Origin of the sequence: Malaciobacter pacificus, assembly GCF_004214795.1 — a bacterium.
In the GTDB taxonomy this organism is placed as follows: Bacteria; Campylobacterota; Campylobacteria; order Campylobacterales; family Arcobacteraceae; genus Malaciobacter_A; species Malaciobacter_A pacificus.
This window is the reverse complement of sequence record NZ_CP035928.1, coordinates 501,483-518,905: the sequence shown is the minus strand read 5'-3', so window position 1 is coordinate 518,905 and position 17,423 is coordinate 501,483. Positions and strand designations below refer to the sequence as shown.

Annotated in this window: 16 protein-coding genes; 13 read left to right on the top strand and 3 right to left on the bottom strand. The window is 28.7% G+C overall.

What is annotated here, in order from left to right; genetic code table 11:
- The 13 genes from folK to APAC_RS02550 all read left to right on the top strand — a co-directional run bounded on the left by folK (position 1) and on the right by APAC_RS02550 (position 12,996).
- A complete protein-coding gene (folK, locus tag APAC_RS02605) occupies positions 1-486 on the top strand; it encodes a 2-amino-4-hydroxy-6-hydroxymethyldihydropteridine diphosphokinase (protein WP_130232636.1) in 486 nt (161 codons plus the stop codon).
- A gap of 48 nt (positions 487-534) precedes the next feature.
- On the top strand, positions 535-1,635 hold the full coding sequence (mnmA, locus tag APAC_RS02600) for a tRNA 2-thiouridine(34) synthase MnmA (RefSeq protein WP_130232635.1): 1,101 nt from the start codon (positions 535-537) through the stop codon (positions 1,633-1,635).
- Positions 1,636-1,646: 11 nt separating this feature from the next.
- On the top strand, positions 1,647-2,687 hold the full coding sequence (gene mnmA, locus APAC_RS02595; protein ID WP_130232634.1) for a tRNA 2-thiouridine(34) synthase MnmA: 1,041 nt from the start codon (positions 1,647-1,649) through the stop codon (positions 2,685-2,687).
- Positions 2,688-2,760: 73 nt separating this feature from the next.
- Positions 2,761-3,693, top strand: coding sequence for a ribose-phosphate pyrophosphokinase (locus APAC_RS02590; protein WP_130232633.1), 933 nt, complete (start codon positions 2,761-2,763; stop codon positions 3,691-3,693).
- Between the two features lie 61 nt (positions 3,694-3,754).
- Positions 3,755-4,825 carry an OmpA family protein gene (locus APAC_RS02585; protein WP_130232632.1) on the top strand — a complete coding sequence of 357 codons (1,071 nt, stop codon included), beginning with the start codon at positions 3,755-3,757 and terminating at the stop codon, positions 4,823-4,825.
- A gap of 168 nt (positions 4,826-4,993) precedes the next feature.
- On the top strand, positions 4,994-6,112 hold the full coding sequence (locus APAC_RS02580) for an OmpA family protein (RefSeq protein ID WP_130232631.1): 1,119 nt from the start codon (positions 4,994-4,996) through the stop codon (positions 6,110-6,112).
- 128 nt (positions 6,113-6,240) lie between these two features.
- Positions 6,241-8,028 carry a translation elongation factor 4 gene (gene lepA / locus APAC_RS02575; RefSeq protein ID WP_130232630.1) on the top strand — a complete coding sequence of 596 codons (1,788 nt, stop codon included), beginning with the start codon at positions 6,241-6,243 and terminating at the stop codon, positions 8,026-8,028.
- Positions 8,029-8,074: 46 nt separating this feature from the next.
- Positions 8,075-8,647 carry a ComF family protein gene (locus tag APAC_RS02570; RefSeq protein WP_130232629.1) on the top strand — a complete coding sequence of 191 codons (573 nt, stop codon included), beginning with the start codon at positions 8,075-8,077 and terminating at the stop codon, positions 8,645-8,647.
- A gap of 29 nt (positions 8,648-8,676) precedes the next feature.
- The gene (gene hisH / locus APAC_RS02565) at positions 8,677-9,282 is read left to right on the top strand and encodes an imidazole glycerol phosphate synthase subunit HisH (protein WP_130232628.1); all 606 of its coding nucleotides are present in this window, start codon (positions 8,677-8,679) and stop codon (positions 9,280-9,282) included.
- A 21-nt stretch (positions 9,283-9,303) separates the two neighbouring features.
- Positions 9,304-10,155, top strand: a complete 852-nt coding sequence (locus APAC_RS02560) for a TIGR01777 family oxidoreductase (RefSeq protein WP_130232627.1) — start codon at positions 9,304-9,306, stop codon at positions 10,153-10,155.
- A 21-nt stretch (positions 10,156-10,176) separates the two neighbouring features.
- Positions 10,177-10,884 (top strand): 1-(5-phosphoribosyl)-5-[(5-phosphoribosylamino)methylideneamino]imidazole-4-carboxamide isomerase, encoded by a 708-nt coding sequence (gene hisA / locus APAC_RS02555; RefSeq protein ID WP_129085393.1) that lies wholly within the window; start codon positions 10,177-10,179, stop codon positions 10,882-10,884.
- Positions 10,885-10,886: 2 nt separating this feature from the next.
- Positions 10,887-11,042, top strand: coding sequence for a protein YpmT (ypmT, locus tag APAC_RS13220; RefSeq protein ID WP_170170094.1), 156 nt, complete (start codon positions 10,887-10,889; stop codon positions 11,040-11,042).
- Positions 11,043-11,139: 97 nt separating this feature from the next.
- Entirely contained in the window at positions 11,140-12,996 is a 1,857-nt protein-coding gene (locus APAC_RS02550; protein ID WP_130232626.1) for a GGDEF domain-containing protein, read from the top strand.
- Between the two features lie 18 nt (positions 12,997-13,014).
- Here the strand turns inward: APAC_RS02550 and APAC_RS02545 are convergent, their stop codons facing one another.
- From APAC_RS02545 to APAC_RS02535, 3 genes are read right to left on the bottom strand one after another with little or no spacing between them, the layout of a single operon-like run.
- Positions 13,015-14,034: a CNNM domain-containing protein gene (locus tag APAC_RS02545; RefSeq protein WP_130232625.1), complete on the bottom strand. Its 1,020-nt coding sequence runs from the start codon at positions 14,032-14,034 to the stop codon at positions 13,015-13,017.
- Positions 14,035-14,040: 6 nt separating this feature from the next.
- Positions 14,041-17,001, bottom strand: coding sequence for a MutS-related protein (locus APAC_RS02540; protein WP_130232624.1), 2,961 nt, complete (start codon positions 16,999-17,001; stop codon positions 14,041-14,043).
- Positions 16,998-17,423, bottom strand: a complete 426-nt coding sequence (locus APAC_RS02535) for a heme-binding domain-containing protein (RefSeq protein ID WP_130232623.1) — start codon at positions 17,421-17,423, stop codon at positions 16,998-17,000. Before APAC_RS02535 ends, APAC_RS02540 begins: the two co-directional genes overlap by 4 nt.

Here is a 17,423-nt window from a genome sequence, read left to right as displayed (position 1 = left end):
ATGAAAAAAAAACTAAATGAAAAATTAACACTTTTTTATACTCCAAATTTTCCAAAAAAATTCAATAGTTACTCTTCAAAAAAGTATCTAGTAACTATTGGAATTGGGGGAAATATTGGAAATATGAAAAAAACATTTGATAAATTAATCTTATGTTTAAAAAATGATTCAAGATTTACTTTACTTATGACTTCTCCATTATTAAAAAATCCTCCTTTTGGCTTTTTAGAACAAAATGACTTTTTAAATGGTATAATCACGATCAAATCAAATCTTAGCCCTAATGACTTATTAAAAGCGATGCAAAGATATGAGAAAAAATTTGGAAGAAAGCGGTCCTTTCAAGATGCGCCTAGAACCTTAGATATAGATATAATCTTTTTTGATAATAAGAGAATAAATAAAAAAAATCTTATTATCCCTCACAAAGATTGGGCAAATAGAGAGTCAGTTATTATTCCTTTAAAATATATGATAAACAACTAATTGTTGTAAATTAAATACAGCTTTAAAAGAGCTTTTTAAAGGTAAACTATGAACAAGAAAAAAGTAGTAGTAGGAATGTCTGGTGGAGTTGATTCATCAGTTACGGCACTATTGTTAAAACAACAAGGCTATGATGTAACAGGCCTTTTTATGAGAAATTGGGAATATGGCATCAAAGGTAGCCAATGCCCTAATAGAATAGAATTTGAAGATGCAAAAAAAGTTGGTGCATTAATTGGAATTGAAGTAAAGGGAAAAGACTTCGTAAAAGAGTACAGAGATAGGGTTTTTGATGTATTTTTAGAAGGCTTAAAAGCTGGGCTTACTCCAAATCCAGATATTTTATGTAATAGAGAAATCAAATTCAATGTATTTTTAAATGAAGCAAAAAGTATGGGTGCAGATATGATTGCAACTGGACATTATGCAAAAATTGCAAAATACAAAGACCACTATGTACTTGATACTCCAAAAGATAGTTCAAAAGATCAAAGTTATTTCTTACATGCACTTTCAAGTGAGCAATTAAGTCAAGCTATGTTTCCACTTGGAGATTTAACAAAAAAAGAAGTTAGAGAGATTGCTGAAAAACATAACCTTCATGTAAGTAATAAAAAAGATAGTACTGGAATTTGTTTTATAGGTAATCAGAAATTTGATGACTTTATCACGCAACACCTAAAAGCAATTCCAGGTGATATTATTGATGAGCATGGGAAAGTTATAGGTAAACACAAAGGCTTAGTTTGCTACACATTAGGTCAAAGAAAAGGAATTGGACTTGGTGGAATAAAAGAGACTGAAGGTGAGAACAACACTCACAAACCTTGGTACGCTGCAGCTAAAGATATAAAAAACAATACATTAACAGTTGTTCAAGATACAAATCATCCATTACTAATGAGTAAAAGTGTTGAAGCTAGTCATATGCATTGGGTATTAGAAACTCCTCCAAAAATTGGAGATAAACTAATGGCACAAGTAAGATACAGACAACAAAAACAAGCCTGTACAGTGGTAGAAGCAAATAATGAAAAAGTTGTAGTTGAATTTGAAAAAGAGCAAAGAGCTGTAACACTTGGACAAAGTCTTGTTTTATATGAGGGTGATTATTGTCTTGGTGGTGGATTTATAAGTTTTTATAAATAAAAAGGCAAATGATGAGTATAAAAAAAGTAATGGTAGGTATGAGTGGTGGAATTGATTCATCAGTTACTGCTTATATGTTACAAAAAGAAGGATATGAAGTTGAAGGTGTATATCTAAAACTTCACAACCGTACTGATGGATACCATGAAAAGAACCTTGGTTTTATTGAAGATGTTGCTAATTTTTTAAGTATCAAATATCATGTTTTAGACTTAGCTGATGATTTTTCAAAAGAGGTTTATGACTATTTTGTTGATTCATATTTACAGGGTACTACACCAAATCCTTGTGTGAAGTGTAATAAACAAATCAAATTTGGTGCGATGTTAGATTTTGCAAAAAGCCATGGAGCATCATATTTAGCAACAGGACATTATGTAAAAACTGATGGAAAGTTTTTTTATGAAGCTGATGATAAAACAAAAGACCAAAGCTATTTTTTAGCACAAGTAAGTCCTGATGCCCTTCCTTATATGATGTTTCCTTTAAGTACTTATAAAAAAGAAGATATTATCAAGTTTGGTTCAGAGCTAAATGTAGCTTATAAAAAAATTACTGAGAAAAGTGAATCTCAAGAGATTTGTTTTGTTGAAACTATTTATACAGATGTGATAAAAAGGCATGCAAACATAGACAAAGCAGGAAAAGTCTTAGATGAAATGGGTAATGAAATTGGAGAGCATAAAGGTTATGCTCATTATACAATTGGTAAAAGAAGAGGTTTTACGGTTCATGGAGCACAAGAACCTCATTTTGTTACAAAATTAAATCCAAAAGATAACACAATTACTGTTGGTAAAAAAGCTGCTTTAGAAGTTAATGAAGTTCTTTGTAGTAATTTAAATATGTATATTGATGAAAAAGAGTTTTCATGTACAGTTAAACTTAGATATAGAACAACTGCAACTACTTGTGATGTTAAAATTCAAGGGAATGAAGTTATTATTTCATTAAAAGAGCCTGTTTTAGGAGTAGCTGCAGGGCAGCTTGCGGTATTCTATGATGAAGCTAAAGTTATTGGAAGTGCATTTATAAAAAGTACAATCTCTTAGTTTTATTTACCTTAAATTCTATTAAGTACCATTTGGATAAAATACAACAACTAATAAACCCAAGGAAAATTTTATGTCAACATTCAAACTTTTTAGTGGTTCAGCAAACCCTGAATTCGCAACAAAAGTAGCACAATACTTAAGTATGAAAGTATCAAGTGCAACATTAAATAAATTTAGTGATGGAGAAATATCTGTACAAATTACAGAAAGCGTTAGAGGTCTTGATGTATTTATTATTCAACCAACATGTGCTCCAACAAATGACAATCTAATGGAACTACTAATTATGGTAGATGCCCTAAAAAGATCAAGTGCAAAATCTATTTCTGCAGTTATTCCATATTATGGATATGCAAGACAAGATAGAAAAGCAGCACCTAGAGTTCCAATTACAGCAAAATTAACAGCTGACTTATTAGAAGCTGCTGGAATTGATAGAGTTGTAACTATTGATTTACACGCTGCACAAATTCAAGGATTCTTTAACATTCCTGCAGATAACTTATTTGGTTCAATTTTATTTGTAAACTACATTAAGACAAAGAAATTGAAAAATCCTATTATTGCAAGTCCAGATATTGGAGGGGTTGCTAGAGCTAGAAGTTATGCAGATAAATTAGGATATGATTTAGTAATTGTTGATAAAAAAAGAGAAAAAGCTAATGTATCTGAAGTTATGAATATCATTGGTGATGTAAAAGGTAAAGATGTTATCTTAGTTGATGATATGGTTGATACTGCTGGTACTTTAGTAAAAGCTGCTGAAGTATTAAAGAAAAAAGGTGCTACTTCTGTTATGGCATGTTGTACTCATGGTGTATTAAGTGGACCTGCTTATGATAGAATAGAGAATGGTGTTTTAGATGAATTAGTTGTTTCAGATACAATTCCAATTAAAGAAGGAGCTAAAAAAATTACAGTTTTAACAGCTTCAACAATGATTGGAGAAACTATTAGAAGAATCCATAATAACGAATCTGTAAACTCTATTTTTATAGCTTAATAGTAAAATTAATAAATTTTAGCTATAATTACAAAGATTATTTAATCCAAAAGGACAAAAAATGAAAAAAATATTATTATCATCAGTTGTATGTGCATCAATGATGTTCGCTGCAAGTGATTACAAATACGAAATAACGCCAATGTTTAGTACAGCTTTCCCTGAGCATAATACTGATTTACCAGATGCTTATGCAAATGCAGGTTTAGCTTTAGGTTTTAATCAAACTGACTCTTTCTTTGATCAAATTGAATTAGGTTTCTTAAGATCAATTGAAGATGTAGAATACCAAAATGCATTTAGAGATACTGGTGTAACTAGAGTATTTACTAACTTTATTAAAGAGTATGACTTAAGTTCATCTTTCTCTTTATATACATTAGTTGGTGCAGGTGTTGAAATTTTTGATGATGAATTTGCTGGAAATGAAGATGGCTTATTTGGTAATTATGGTTTTGGTGTAAAATTACCAGTTTACAATGATATTTCATTTAAAGCTGATTTAAGACATTTAATTGAAACAGATCATGGAGATAACACATTATTATACACTGTTGGTTTAGCTATTCCATTTGGAAAAATTGCAAAACCAGCTCCTGTTGTAACTCCAGCTCCATTAGATTCAGATAATGATGGTGTGATTGATGCTAAAGATAAATGTCCTAATACTGTTGCAGGTGCAACTGTTGATGCAAATGGATGTGAATTAGATGATGATAAAGATGGTGTAGTAAATAGATTAGACAAATGTCCTAATACAATTGCTGGTGCTAAAGTTGATAATACTGGTTGTATGACACTTGTTAACTTAAACATTAACTTTGATACAGATTCTGCGAAAATTAAACCTTCGTATGATTCAAAATTAGAAGCATTTGCTACTATGATGAAAACGAATACTATGTTAAAAGCTACAATTGAAGCACATACTGATTCAGTTGGATCTGCAAAATATAATCAAAAATTATCAGAAAAAAGAGCTGCTTCTACAATTGAAGCATTAAAAGCATTAAATGTTGACACTTCAAGATTAAATGCAGTTGGTTATGGTGAAACTAAACCTGTTGCATCTAACATGACAAAAGAAGGAAGAGCAGAAAATAGAAGAGTTACTGCTGTAATTAATAAATAATTCTCAAAAAGAAGATAGACTAAGGTCTATCTTTTTAACTATCTAATCACTTTTATCTCCAATTTATACATTTATCTTAAATTAATATTTTTTATACCAAATAATTTGTAATTAAACTATTTTTCTGTTATAATTTTAAAAATTATTAATATATTAAGGATAATTATAATGAAAAAAGTCTTACTAACAACTGCTTTTAGTGCTTCACTAATATTTGCAGCAAGCTCTCCAAGTAAAGATTATTCATATGAACTTACTCCGTTTGCAGCGGGTATTTTAAGTGATAGTAAAATTAACTTAGAAGATGATAACTATGCAAATGCAGGAATTTCATTAGCAAAAAACTTAGACTACAAATATATAGACCAAATAGAATTAGCATATATGAGAAGTGATAGCTTAGAATATAAAGGTTCTGGAAATACAAATGTAAATAGATTCTTTTTAAATGCAGTGAAACAATACCCTTTAACAGAAAGATTAGCAGCATATGCTTTAGCAGGTATTGGTTACCAAGATGTATCTCAAGAAATCACTTCACATGATGATGGAGGAATTGTAAACTATGGTATTGGTTTAAGATATGATATTCCATACTATGGTATAGCTTTAAAAGGTGATATTAGACACTTATATGCATTTGAGGAAACTCAAGATGACTTTATGTACACTATTGGTTTAGGTATGCCTTTAGGTAAAAAATATAGTGAAACAATTGCTCCTGTAGTTCCAACAGTTGTTGAACCAGTTGTAACTGCTCCAATTGTAGATGGGGATGATGATAATGATGGGGTATTAAACTCAAAAGATTTATGTCCAAATACAGCACCAGGTGCAATTGTAGATGAAAATGGTTGTGAACTTGATGATGATAATGATGGGGTAGTTAATAAATTAGATAAATGTCCTAACACATCTGCAGGTGTAAAAGTAAATACAGATGGTTGTGTAAATACAGTAAATTTAAGTATTAATTTTGATACTAACTCTTCTAATATTAAAGGTGCATATAATGCAGATTTAGAAGCATTTGCTTTAATAATGAAAGAAAACCCAAAATTAAACGCAGTTATTGAAGCTCATACTGATTCAAAAGGTTCTGAAAATTATAACTTAAAATTATCAGAGCAAAGAGCAAATTCAGCTGTTAAAGCACTTGAAGAATTAGGTATTGATGCAATGAGATTACAAGCAATAGGATATGGTGAAACACAACCAATTGCAACAAATGATACAGCTGAGGGTAGAGCTGCTAATAGAAGAGTTACTGGATTAATCAATCAATAATTCACAATAAAAGATTTAGGATTTACCTAAATCTTTTTATCCCCTCTACAAATTAAAATTACTTAACATTAAACTTACAATTTTTTAGATATAATCGCGAATAAATATTAATATACGTTAGGATATAAATGCAAAAAAATATTAGAAATTTTAGTATTATTGCACATATTGACCACGGTAAATCTACTTTAGCAGACAGAATTATCCAAGAGTGTGGAGCAGTTAGTGATAGAGAGCTATCTTCACAAATGATGGATACTATGGATATTGAACAAGAGCGTGGTATTACAATTAAAGCACAAAGTGTTAGGTTAAAATATGTAAAAGATGGACAAGAGTATGTACTAAACTTAATTGATACTCCAGGTCACGTTGATTTTTCTTATGAAGTTAGTAGATCATTAGCTTCATCAGAAGGTGCATTATTAATTGTTGATTCAACTCAAGGTGTTGAAGCGCAAACTATTGCAAATGTTTACATTGCACTTGATAATGACTTAGAGCTTTTACCTGTAGTAAATAAAATTGACCTTCCAAGTGCTGATCCAATTAGAGTTTTAGAAGAGACTGAAGAAGCTATTGGACTTGATTGTACAGAACATAATCTGATTTCTGCAAAAACAGGAGTTGGAGTAAAAGATTTAATTGATTCTATTGTAGATAGAATCCCTTGCCCAACAGGTGATGAAAATGCACCTACAAAAGCACTTATATATGATTCATGGTTTGACAACTATTTGGGAGCTTTAGCACTTGTTAGAGTTTATGATGGAAGTATTAAAAAAGGTCAAATGCTAAAAATGATGAATACAAAAGTAGAACATCCAGTATTAGATTTAATGTATCCTCATCCATTAAAAAGAGAAAAAACAACTGAGCTTGAAACAGGAGAAATAGGAATTGTTGTGCTTGGTCTGAAAACTCTAGATGGTATTGCAGTAGGTGATACCATGACTGATGCAAAAAATCCAACTAGTGAAGCTATTGATGGATTTGAACCAGCTAAGCCATTTGTATTTGCAGGAATTTATCCAATTGAAACTGATAAATTTGAAGATTTAAGAGAAGCGCTTACTAAGCTTCAATTAAATGATTCATCTATTTCTTTTGAACCAGAAAGTTCAGCTGCACTTGGAAGTGGATTTAGAGCTGGTTTCTTAGGGATGCTTCATATGGAAGTTATTAAAGAAAGATTAGAAAGAGAATTTAATCTTGATTTAATTGCAACAGCACCTACAGTTGTTTATGAAGTATTAAAAAAAGATGGAGAAAGAATTGTTATTCAAAATCCTTCAGAACTACCAGAACCTAACTATATTGAGACTATTTTTGAACCATACGTAAAAGCTACAATATTAGTTCCTGATGAATTTTTAGGGAATTGTATTAAACTTTTAAATGATAAAAGAGGTGTTCAAAATAAAATGGATTACTTAGGTAAAAGAGTTTTACTTGATTATGATATTCCAATGAATGAAATTGTAATGGATTTTTATGATAAATTAAAATCAACTACAAAAGGTTACGCATCTTTTGATTATGAACCAATTGGATTTAGACCAGGAATTTTGCAAAAACTTGATATTAAAGTAGCTGGAGAAGTTGTTGATGCATTATCAATTATTGTTCCTGAAAATAAAGCTTTATCAAAGGGTAGAGAGTTTATTAAAGCCTTAAAAGAGTTAATTCCTAGACAATTATTTGAAGTTGCTGTTCAAGCATCTATTGGTAATAATATTATTGCAAGAGAAACTGTTAAATCAACAGGTAAAAATGTTACTGCTAAATGTTATGGTGGTGATATTACAAGAAAAAGAAAACTTTTAGAGAAACAAAAAGCTGGTAAAAAAAGAATGAAAGCTATTGGTAAAGTAAATGTACCGCAAGAAGCTTTTATGGCTGTTTTAAAAATTTAATACTATCATTTAAACATATTAAAATAATTTATGATATTATTTTAATATGTTATGTCTAGCTTGTAAAAACTTATCTTTCCAGATTATTTGTAAAGATTGTCAAAACAATCTACTAACACCCTCTTTTCATAAAAGAGAAATTTTACCAGGATTTTATAATTACTCTTTTTATTCACTTTCGGAGCTTGATGATTTAATTAGCTCTAAATACTATTTCCATGGAGATAGAGTTTTTAATCTTTTAGCAAAATTATCATTTGCAAAATTTGCACAAAATTTTGATTTTAATGAGCAAATTGTAGCAATACCAATTGATGATCATACAAGACATGAATTTTCCCATACAGCTGTATTAGCAAAACATTTAAAATCAAAATATATAAAACCAAAATACAACTGCTTAAAAGCTACAAATATAGTTAAATACGCGGGAAAAGATGCTAACTATAGAGAAAATAATCCAAGAAAATTTAAATTAACAAAATTATATAATCAAACGACAATATTATGTGATGATATAATCACAACTGGTGCTACAATTAAAGAAGCTAAAATAGCTTTAGAAAAACAAAATAATAAAGTCCTCTTTTCTTTAACCCTAGCTGATGCAAAACTTTAGTATAATAGTTTTTTATAAAAGGGAATAAAGTGATAGGAATTATTGATTATAATATGGGAAATCTAGCAAGTGTTTATAATGCTTGTCATTTAATTGATGCAAAAGCAACAATAGTTAAAAACCCAAATGAACTAAAAAATTTTGATAGAGTTATTTTACCTGGAGTTGGCGCATTTGGAGATGCTATGGAGCATCTAAATGAGACTGGCATGAAAGAAGCAATATATGAATTTGCAAAATCAGGAAAACCAATGATTGGTATTTGCTTAGGTATGCAACTACTTTTTGAAAGTTCTCAAGAGTTTGGTCACAGTGATGGACTTGGTTTAATTGAAGGTGAAGTTGTAAAATTTGATAAGTCAAAAATGCATGAAGATCACAAAATCCCTCATATGGGATGGAATACAATTGTAAATAAAGAACATCCTTTATTTGAAGGATTAAAAAACCCTTATTTATACTTTGTACACTCTTATCATGCAGTTACAAATGAGAAAAATGTGATTGGAACTACAACTTATGGTTATGAGTTTGTAAGTGCAGTTAATAAAGAAAATATTTATGGATTCCAACCACACCCTGAAAAATCTCATGATAATGGACTAAAAATTTTAAAAAACTTTATGAATATCTAAAATATAAATAAAGGAGCTCTTATGAAAACTATCGCTATAACAGGAGCTAGTGGTTTTGTAGGAAAAAGTCTTCGAAACTATTTTACAAACAGATACTATAAAGTTATCTCTATACAAAGAGAAACTTTAAATGATAAAAATAAATTAGAAGAGATAATTAACTCTTCTGATATAGTTATAAATCTTGCAGGTGCTAATATCATCAATAGATGGAGCGAATCTTATAAAAAACTTTTATATTTTAGTAGAATTGATACTACAAAAAAAGTTGTAGAAGCTATAAAAAGTGTCAAAAATAAACCAAAGCTTTTTATATCAACTTCTGCTGTTGGTATTTATGATAATAAAAGTACATACACAGAAACTGGTAATTACTCTAATGATTTTTTATCAAATCTTTGTCAAGATTGGGAAAAAGAAGCATTAAAAGCAAAAAGTGAAGATACAGAAGTATCAATATTTAGATTTGGGATTGTTCTTGGTAAAGATGGTGGAGCATTAGTAAAAATGATTACTCCATTTAAATTAGGTCTGGGTGGAGTAATTGGAAGTGGTAAACAAGCATTTTCATTTATTCACATTGAAGATTTACTTGAAGCATACAAATTTATTATAGATAATCCAACTTCTAAAATATTTAACTTAACTGCACCATGTCCAACTACAAATGCAGGTTTAACTCACGCTTTAGGTAAAACACTAAAAAGACCTACTATACTTCCATTACCAGAATTTGTTTTACAACTTATTTTTTCTGAGGGTGCAAAAGTATTAACTGATGGACAAAGTGCTACTCCACAGAATCTATTAGACCTTGGATTTGAATTTAAGTATAAAACAATTGAAGATACTATAGAAGATTTATGTAAATAAATCTAAATAAGGAAATACTAAATGGATATTTTACCAGCGATTGATTTAAAAGATGGAAAAGCTGTAAGATTAAGTAAAGGGCTTATGGATAGTGCAAAAATCTATTCAGATGAGCCTTGGCAAGTTGCAAAAAGATTTGAAGAATTAGGTTCAAAATGGGTTCACGTTGTTGATTTAAATGGTGCTTTTGCAGGAGAGCCAGCAAATTTAGAACAAATCAAGAAAATCAAAGAGAACTGTAATTTAAAAATCGAAGTTGGTGGTGGTATCAGAGATGAAGAGACTATCAAAATGTATGTAGAACTTGGTATTGATAGATTAATCTTAGGTTCAATTGCTGTAAAAGATCCACAATTTGTAAAAGATATGGCTGCAAAATATCCAATTGCTGTTGGAATTGATGCTATGAATGGAATGGTAGCAGTTGAAGGTTGGGCAGAAGTTTCAACAATGAAGGCAACTGATTTAGCAAAAGAATTCGCAAATGCTGGAGTTGAAGCTATTATTTGTACTGATATTTCAAAAGATGGTATGCTTTGTGGTGTAAATGTAGAATTTACTGAATCAATTGCACTTGCTTCAGGAGTTGATACAATAGCTTCAGGTGGAGTAAAAGATATTAATGACATTACTAATTGTAAAGCAAATGGGAATATTGCTGGTGTGATTGTTGGTAAGGCCTTTTATGAAGGAACATTAGACCTAGAAGAAGGTTTCAAAGCCTTATAATTATGTGCTTAGTAATTACACTAATCTTTTCAGCACTTGCATATACTTTCTACACAGATGGTAATATGCAAGGCTTTTATTTAAATATATCTATTGCTTTACTATTCTTACTACTTATGACTAGAAATATAATAAAAGAGAAAAAAAGAGAAAAATAACTAATATTTAATTTTTCACTTAAAAATTATAAAAAACTATTTCCAAAAAAATAATTTTATGATATCATTATATAAATTTAACATTGATGGTATCTCTATGAATTCAAATAAAAAAATAACTATTATAATATTCTCTATGGTAACTTTGTTAACAATATTAATTGTAGCACTTGTAGCACTTGGATCTAGGCAAAGTGGCTATGATAGTGCAAAAAAAAGAGCTTATTTAACAGCAGATATAGTTAAAAAGTCTTTAACCACTCATATGGTTAATGGGAATATGAATCAAAGGGATGTATTTTTAGAAAGTATCAATGATCTAAAAGATATCAATGATCTTTGGATAATAAGAGCTAAAAGTGTAAGTGAGCAATTTGGAGAATCAACACTTGGTAATGAATATCCAAAAGATGCCATAGATAAAAAAGTATTAGACACAGGAAAAGAAGAGATAGTAATAAGTGAATCTTTTACAAACGCTTCACTTAGAATCACTATTCCTTATACAGCATCTATGCATGATAAACCTAATTGTTTATCATGTCATAATGCAAAAGAGGGTGAAGTTTTAGGGGCTATATCATTAAGTTTCGATATTGAAGAAGATAGAATTGCAAGCATATCTATTTTATTAAAAATAATAGCTATTATAACTATATTTTTAATTATAATTCTATTTTATATAGTAAAAAGAATTAAACCTTATACTTCATCTTTTGATGGTATTACTGATGTTTTAAAACAAGTACACGAAGGTGATTATTCTGTTAGAGCAAAGCAAGGAGTTCTAAAAGAGGATAAAGAAGCTTCCTTATGGGTTAATGAATTAATAGAAAAACTTGAAACAGTTTTAACAGGAATTGAAAAAAATCTTACTGCATTTGTACATAATAGATCGACTAATGTTAATAATGATAAGCTACTTACAGCTCAAGAAATTATAAAAGATATATCTGAAATTTATAATTATAAAAAGACTATTGAAACAGATTTGACAAAAGAAGATATCTATTATAGATTAACACAAGTATTAAAAAACAAACTCAAAATAGAAGATTTTTATATTTTTGAAAATGATTTAATAAAAGATGAAAGAGTAGTAATCTATTCAACAAATAATCTAAAAGCATGTTGTCATATAAATAAAAATATAAAAGAGCATTGTAGAGCTGAAAGAACTGATACTATAATCTTATCAGAAAACTTTTCAGAAATTTGTAGAGTTGCAAATTGCAAAGAGAATAATCATTATATATGCATACCATTTTTAATAAATGATCAAAAAAGTATTACTATACACATAATTTGTAAAGATGAGAATTGTCTTAAACATACGAAATATCAAATAGGTATTATTAAAAAATATTTAGAAGAGACTAAACCTATTTTAGAAAGCAGAATGCTTATGGATGTCTTGAGAGAGAGAAATTTAATAGATGGTTTAACAGGACTTTATAATAGAAAATACCTTGATGAATTTATTGAGAAAAAAATGCCTATTGAAGTTTCGAAGGGTACAACTTATGCAATTATGTTCTTAGATATTGATTATTTTAAAATGATTAATGATACTTATGGACATGATGCTGGTGATGCAATTTTACAAAAACTTTCTAAAACAATGAAAAGCTCAATTAGTGAAAATGAGTTTATTATTAGATTTGGAGGGGAAGAGTTTTTAATTATTATGAAAAATCCAACTGAGGAGAGTGCATTAAATTTAGCAACGAAAATTAATAATGACTTTTCAAAATTAGTTTTCACATTTAATAATGAATCATTTAGTAAAACTGTAAGTATTGGATATGCTTTCTATCCAACTGACACAGATCAAATTTGGAAATGTATTAAATATGCTGATTTATGTTTATATGAAGCAAAAGAAACTGGAAGAAATAAAGTAATTAGATTTAGACCTGAATTACTAAAAAATAATGATAAAGAAAAGTATTAAATAAAATTGCAAAAAATATTAACTATTTTTTGCAATCTCTCGTAAGTCAATATTTTTATCTAATTCATCAATAATTTCTTGACCTAGTACTGTTTCCATTGCATCTTCTAAAGTTACTATTCCTTCTGTTTGGCCAAAATTATCAACAACCATAAATAGGTGTTCCTTTTTTTTCAAAAAAAGGTCTAGTAATCTTGAAACAGATATATTTTCATTTACACTATAAACAGGTTTTACTAACTTTTCAATATCCCTTGTATTTTTTATATAATCAAAGAAAAACTCTTTTGATAATAAAACTCCAACAATATCATCAATATTTTTATCATAAATAGGTACTCTTGAATACTCTTTTAACTTCTCTAACTCTAAATCATTATCTATCTTATTTTGAGAAATTCTTTTTAAGTCTTCAAGACTTAATGTAAACATAACTTTTCTTGGAGTGAATATATCTTTTACTTTAATTGAATTTAAATGAAGTATATTTTCAATTATATTTCCATCTTTTTCTTTTAAAACACCTTCACTTTCACCCATACTAACTACCGCTTCAATCTCTTCTTTAGTAATATTTTTATGATCTTTTTTACTAGAAATAAAAGCTGTAATTTTGTTCATCACTAAAAGTAAGGGATAGGTAATAAAGACTAATATATTAATAAGATAAGAACTGATTCCACTTAATTGTTTCCAATAAACTGCACCAATTGTTTTAGGTATTATTTCAGAGAATATTAAAATAAGTAGAGTTAAAATAGCTGAAATATAAAACATAAACTCTTCACCAAAAATCTTCACAGCTTCAGCTCCAACACCAGCTGCCCCTAAAGTATGTGCAAAAGTATTCAAAGTTAATATTGCACCAATTGATAAATCTATATTATCTTTTTGTCTAACTAACCTTTTAGCCAACTTAGGATTAGTTTTTGTCAAAGATTGTACATAAGCTGGAGTTAAAGACAAAATCACAGCTTCTAAGATAGAGCATAAAAAAGATATTCCAACAGCTATTAAAAAATATGTTAGTAAAAGCATGAAAAACTACTTAGTATCATCTAATATTGTATAATGAAGTTCTAATCCACTTGAAGTAGCTACAAAGCCATTTACATTTATAGTTCCATCATGAACCATTTTATGATGCTCTTTACAAAGTGGAATTAGATTATATTTATGATTAGCATTTATATGACCAATAAAGCCATCTTTATTTGCTCTTGCTTGCTCTTTAATATGGTGAACATCATCACAAGCTTTTCCACAAATTACACATGAACTTGCAAAAACGTCTTTATTGTATTTAGAAGTTTTTCTCTGAGATAATCTTTCTAATGGATTATAATCATCAGTTAATTTTTTTCTAATATCATTTGCAACAGATAAGAATTCTCTATCCATATGAAGTGATTTTGCATACTCTAAACCATACATAGAAGAGCCACTTCCAAAAGCTAGTTTTCTATCAAATATTAGCTTATCTTCATCATCTTTATACATAACTGATAAATGAAGAGAGATAATATTTTTAAGCTTTTGAATCTCTTCAATTTCAGGTAATTGATGTAAATGTGTCGCAAATACAAAAATAGATTCTAATTTTGCAAGTTTTAATATTGCACTTGCAACAATACTTAGACCACTCATAGTTTCTGTACTATGAGAAATTTCATCACCTAATACAAGTGAATTTTTACTAGCTCTATTAAAAATATTCTTAAGCTCTAACATTTCAACTGCAAATGATGATAATCCTTTTGCAATATTATCAGCTCCACTAATTCTAGTAAATACAGCATCAAATATAGAAAACCTCATCGATTTAGCAGGTACATAAAACCCTGCTTGTGCAAGTATTACAGAAATTCCTATTGCTTTCATAAGTGATGATTTACCTGAAGAATTAATCCCATAAAGAAGTATTCCATGCATTTTATTATTAAACATATTTACTGGATTTGAGTTTTTGATAATCACATTATTCTGATACTCTTTTGATGCAAGACTTAATTCACCTAAAATAACATCATTTGGTACATAAATCCCCTGCTCTTCATTTGCCTCAATTATTGGATGCCTTAAATCGATAAGCTCTATAAAGTTCTCACCCTCTTTTGCTTTTACTATTTTTGGACAAGTATAGTTATATTTTTTGGCTGTTTTGATATTTGAAACTGTTAAGTCAACTTCAGCAATAAATTGAACTAACTCTTCAAGTAGCGTTGCAAACTTCTTTTCAAACTCTGCAATCTTTTCTTTAAATACTAGTTTATTTAGTTCAACTATTTTTCTTAAGTTATGAACATATTTATCAGATACACTCTCTGTTACTTTACAAAAAATCTTTACATTGTTCGTTTGTACTTTTACAGTAAAGTCTTTAAATAGATGTAAATCATCATCTATTATTATATGTGAATTTTGTAATTCATCTTTAATTAAATTGTATCTATTTTTAGTTAGTGTTAAAAAGAAACCTTCTTTATCTAATCTATTAATTCCAACATAGTTTGAATCTTCAGTTTTTAAAAATCCTAAAATATGTTTTTGAAGAAGTTGTAGTTTTGAATATAACTCTTCATTTTGAGTATTTAACTCATCAATTTGAGTATTAATACCCTCACAAACCATATTTCCTTCAACATCTTTTAGCATATACTTTCCACTGATTGCTAAATCAAACGTTGAATCAATAGATTGAATAAATAGCTCTAGCTCTGCACTACTACAAGGAGGAGTTAAAAACTTGTAGTTTTCCATAAAAGACACTACTTCTTTTATACTAAGTAATGAGTCATATAAATAGTTTAACTCAAAAGGATGAAGTCTATTTAGTTTTATTCTTCTAGTTAGTCTTTCTATATCATAAATATTTGCTAATTCATTTTCAATTGGAGCATGGTAATCAAACAACTCTTTTGATAAAGCAAATCTTCGCAAGATTTCTTTACTATCTTTTACAGGATGAGTAAGTCTTTCTTTTAAAAGTCTTTTTCCCATTGCAGTAGATGTGTTATTGATAAGTTTTATTAAACTTGGGTTATGGGTAGTCTCTATTATGTTTAATTGCTCTAAAGCGTTATTCCCTAAATAAATATATCTGCTAACATCAAGTTTAGCAGGAAAAGATAACTTTTGAATGATATTTGAATCATGTCCTATTACAAAGTCAATTAAAACTGCAAGTGATTCAGTGCTTAAAGGAACTCTTTCCATATCAAGATGTTCAATTGCAGTTAATAAAGATTGTATATTAAATACATTTTTAAATAGTTCATTTTGGTAATTTATCTTTGGTCTAAAAGAACCTATATGAAATGTTTTTAGCTTTAGTTCTAGATAATCAATCACCTCTTTTTGATTAATATTATTATCTGCAAATGTAATTACAACCTCATTTGTTTTATGCATATTCATATAATTAAATACTTCATCAAGAGCAAAGAACTTATCTTCACTTGTTCCATGTACTTCATTATAGTAACATTTACCAGTTGTTACATCAATAGCACTATAACCAACTAAATATATTCCTTTTACTTGATCAACTAAAAGAGAAGTAATATTATTCTCATCTTGGTCAACTACAAAGTCAAAGTTAGTACCAGGACTTACTACAGTATCTAAATATCTAGTAACATTAGGTGGAACACCTTTTTGTCTAATAATTGCGATTGTATATTTTTGCTCACCAATAATTCTAGCAAGGTGCTTTTCAAAAGAGATTGCAGGAACTCCAGCCATAATTGGATTCTCTTTTGAGTTTTCCAAAATAGTTTTATTTTTTCTAGTTAGTTGAATATTTAAAAGTTCTGCAATCTCTTTTGCTTTACCTATTTGTTCTTCTTCATTGTTTACTTCATAAACTTCAAAAAATGTTCCTATCTCCATCAAAACTACAGTATTAGGACCATATTTTTTTTCAAACAATTTTTGAAGCTCAAAGTATGTAATTGTAAGTAAGTTTTTTTTATCAGCTAAAAGCTCTGCTACTTCTTCTCTCACTTTTTCTTTCTAACTCCCGTCCAATCTCTAACTAATTGCCTTTGCTCTTTTGTTAAATCACCCTCTTTATGAAGCCAAATATAACTTATAAGTGGCATAGAACCATAAACTGTTCTATAAATTGCTTTTAACTCTTTTTGTTTTTCTTCTTCACTATAATTTTCCCATGTTGAGAAATTAAGTGCTTTTCTCCCCTCATTAACATGATTAGATATTACCCATGAAAATGGTGCAATATTAGAGTACCAAGGCCATTTTACTTCATTTGAATGACAATCGTAACATGCATTTTTAAAGATAGTCATGATTTCTTCATTAGCTTTTATCTCTAAATTTTTATCAACACTTGGTAAAGTTTTATCTGTTTGAATAAATTGCATAACAATAAATACAATTAAAAATATTAATAACGTTCTTTTCAT

Bases quoted from the DNA above. Each gene is read 5' to 3' on its own strand.
- folK (WP_130232636.1), top strand. From the start codon at position 1: ATGAAAAAAAAACTAAATGAAAAATTAACACTTTTTTATACTCCAAAT.
- mnmA (WP_130232635.1), top strand. From the start codon at position 535: ATGAACAAGAAAAAAGTAGTAGTAGGAATGTCTGGTGGAGTTGATTCA.
- mnmA (WP_130232634.1), top strand. From the start codon at position 1,647: ATGAGTATAAAAAAAGTAATGGTAGGTATGAGTGGTGGAATTGATTCA.
- APAC_RS02590 (WP_130232633.1), top strand. From the start codon at position 2,761: ATGTCAACATTCAAACTTTTTAGTGGTTCAGCAAACCCTGAATTCGCA.
- APAC_RS02585 (WP_130232632.1), top strand. From the start codon at position 3,755: ATGAAAAAAATATTATTATCATCAGTTGTATGTGCATCAATGATGTTC.
- APAC_RS02580 (WP_130232631.1), top strand. From the start codon at position 4,994: ATGAAAAAAGTCTTACTAACAACTGCTTTTAGTGCTTCACTAATATTT.
- lepA (WP_130232630.1), top strand. From the start codon at position 6,241: ATGCAAAAAAATATTAGAAATTTTAGTATTATTGCACATATTGACCAC.
- APAC_RS02570 (WP_130232629.1), top strand. From the start codon at position 8,075: ATGTTATGTCTAGCTTGTAAAAACTTATCTTTCCAGATTATTTGTAAA.
- APAC_RS02560 (WP_130232627.1), top strand. From the start codon at position 9,304: ATGAAAACTATCGCTATAACAGGAGCTAGTGGTTTTGTAGGAAAAAGT.
- hisA (WP_129085393.1), top strand. From the start codon at position 10,177: ATGGATATTTTACCAGCGATTGATTTAAAAGATGGAAAAGCTGTAAGA.
- ypmT (WP_170170094.1), top strand. From the start codon at position 10,887: ATGTGCTTAGTAATTACACTAATCTTTTCAGCACTTGCATATACTTTC.
- APAC_RS02550 (WP_130232626.1), top strand. From the start codon at position 11,140: ATGAATTCAAATAAAAAAATAACTATTATAATATTCTCTATGGTAACT.
- APAC_RS02545 (WP_130232625.1), bottom strand. From the start codon at position 14,034: ATGCTTTTACTAACATATTTTTTAATAGCTGTTGGAATATCTTTTTTA.
- APAC_RS02535 (WP_130232623.1), bottom strand. From the start codon at position 17,423: ATGAAAAGAACGTTATTAATATTTTTAATTGTATTTATTGTTATGCAA.